Raw genomic sequence first — 1,826 nt, forward strand, 5'->3', positions numbered from 1 at the left:
GAACCACCGGCGACGACTTCGCAGTCAGCCTCGAAGATGGCCTGTCCCTCAGCGTCGAAGTTCTGGGAGAAGGTCTCGCCCTCGAAGACGAACGGCGGGATGATGTCAGCCTTCTGCGGCTCGGACGGGCTGGTGATCCGGTTGAACGCGGCGACGGCACTGACCTCGATCAGGACGAACGGGTTGCTCGCGCTACCCGTGGCCTGGCAAAGGAACACACGGTCGTCGGAACTGGGCGCAGCCGACGGAGCGACCGAGGCGTCCATTGACGGGGCGACCGAGGCGTCCATGGACGGGGCGGCCGACTCCTGTGAGATCGGACCACAACCACCGCTCGTGATCGCGCCGACATTGGTTTCAAGGAGAATAGGGAATTCCTCGGCCGCAGCCGCGAGATCCGCCTGGAACGTTGACTGGGCGATCACCTCGCCATCCACGTCAATCAATCCGAGATTGAAGAGCGTGAGACAGATCTCCGCGCTGACGGAGTTCCCGGCGCTTGCCTGATCGACCGTCTTGGTACCGAAGAGCCCCGTCGCCATCGCCAGCATGAGCGCCAGTGCGGCGGTGACGCGGAACGCCATGATCGTCTTGTGCATGTGTTTCCCCTCCCGGGAACGTGGTCCTGGCCAGATAGTCCCCACTGCCTGGCGCCGAGGGAGTATACGCGCAAGTTGCGAATAATCAATCCGATTGAGCCTTTCCCGATGCGCACGGTCCTTCTATTCGACATCCATCTGGTAAGAATCGGCGTGTCGTCGGCAGGGGATGACGGTCTTCGCTGGATCGGCCGGTGAGCCGGGGCGAGTTGGCCCGATGGTCCGGTGATCCGGCCCGGGACACGGCGGGCCGAAGGGGGTACCGGTCCCCCGTCCAACGGGTCGACCTGTGCATGGTCGGCCCCCTTTGCCCAACGGCGGCTGGTCGATCGGGCTATCTGCCCGGTGGGGTGTGACCGGAACAATGACCGCCCGCCAGGGCCTGTCGTCCGTGGATCCGTTCCACCCGCTGCGGTTCTGATGGCGCGGGAGCACTGCCCGCGAATCGTTCCGAGCGGTTCCGCGTGGCCGGCCGGTGCAGTCGACCAGGACCGGCCACTGCATCGCCCCTCACTGTCCCGGACGCCGGAGCCTCCGTCCCGTCCTACGGGTTCCTCCCATGGATGTCCGTGACCGGACGGCACCATGGCGGCCCGCACGGAGCGGAGTTGATCGGGGCTGTATCCGTCTGCGCGGCCCCGTCGGCGGGGTCACGCCAGTTCACCGACCTGGCCGGGTGCGCGGGATCCGGTTGACGTTCCCGCGCCGACATGATGCAATGTACTGTACGTACACCCCCTGAGGGTGGGGTGTAGCTCGGGATGGAGACAGGGCCCGGCGTCCGCGCCCCGGTTGCCCGTCTGTGACTCCCAGTCCATATCTAGGTGCTCCTCGACCATGTCGATACTACCCGTTGTGGTTTCGAGGGGTCGGTGGTACGATATATGCCCTTGAGCTTCCGGTCGCGCCGAAGCTCGGTGGCCCCGCAGACCGTCATCCCGCACCGCTCGTCCTGACCGAATCCGTGGCGCCGGGCCGAGACCCGTCGCCGAGTACCGTAGGTAGCTGGAGATGACCATGTCCGAGCACACCGATCCCCGTCAGTCTCCCTCCCCAGCCGGTCCCGGCCCGGGCCTGTCGGTCCCGCGGCACTTCACCACCGCCGGGACGGATGTCTACGACGACATCGCCTGGAGCACCCGCACGTCGCGGATCGCCAACCCGGACGGCAGCGTGGTCTTCGAGATGAAGGACGCCGAGGTGCCGGCCGCCTGGTCGCAGGTCGCG

At 66.5% G+C, this 1,826-nt stretch carries 1 protein-coding gene and 1 pseudogene; one reads left to right on the forward strand and one right to left on the reverse strand.

What is annotated here, in order from left to right:
• Nucleotides 1-599: pseudogene (locus QZX79_RS17275) on the reverse strand (hypothetical protein); the annotation flags it as partial.
• Nucleotides 600-1,616: 1,017 nt separating this feature from the next.
• Between QZX79_RS17275 and QZX79_RS17280 the strand changes: the two are divergent.
• The coding region (locus tag QZX79_RS17280) for a hypothetical protein (RefSeq protein ID WP_294570285.1) at nucleotides 1,617-1,826 on the forward strand (210 nt) is incomplete at its 3' end.

The sequence above is a fragment of the uncultured Arthrobacter sp. genome, assembly GCF_902805515.1.
Taxonomy (GTDB): domain Bacteria; phylum Actinomycetota; class Actinomycetes; order Actinomycetales; family Micrococcaceae; genus Arthrobacter_D.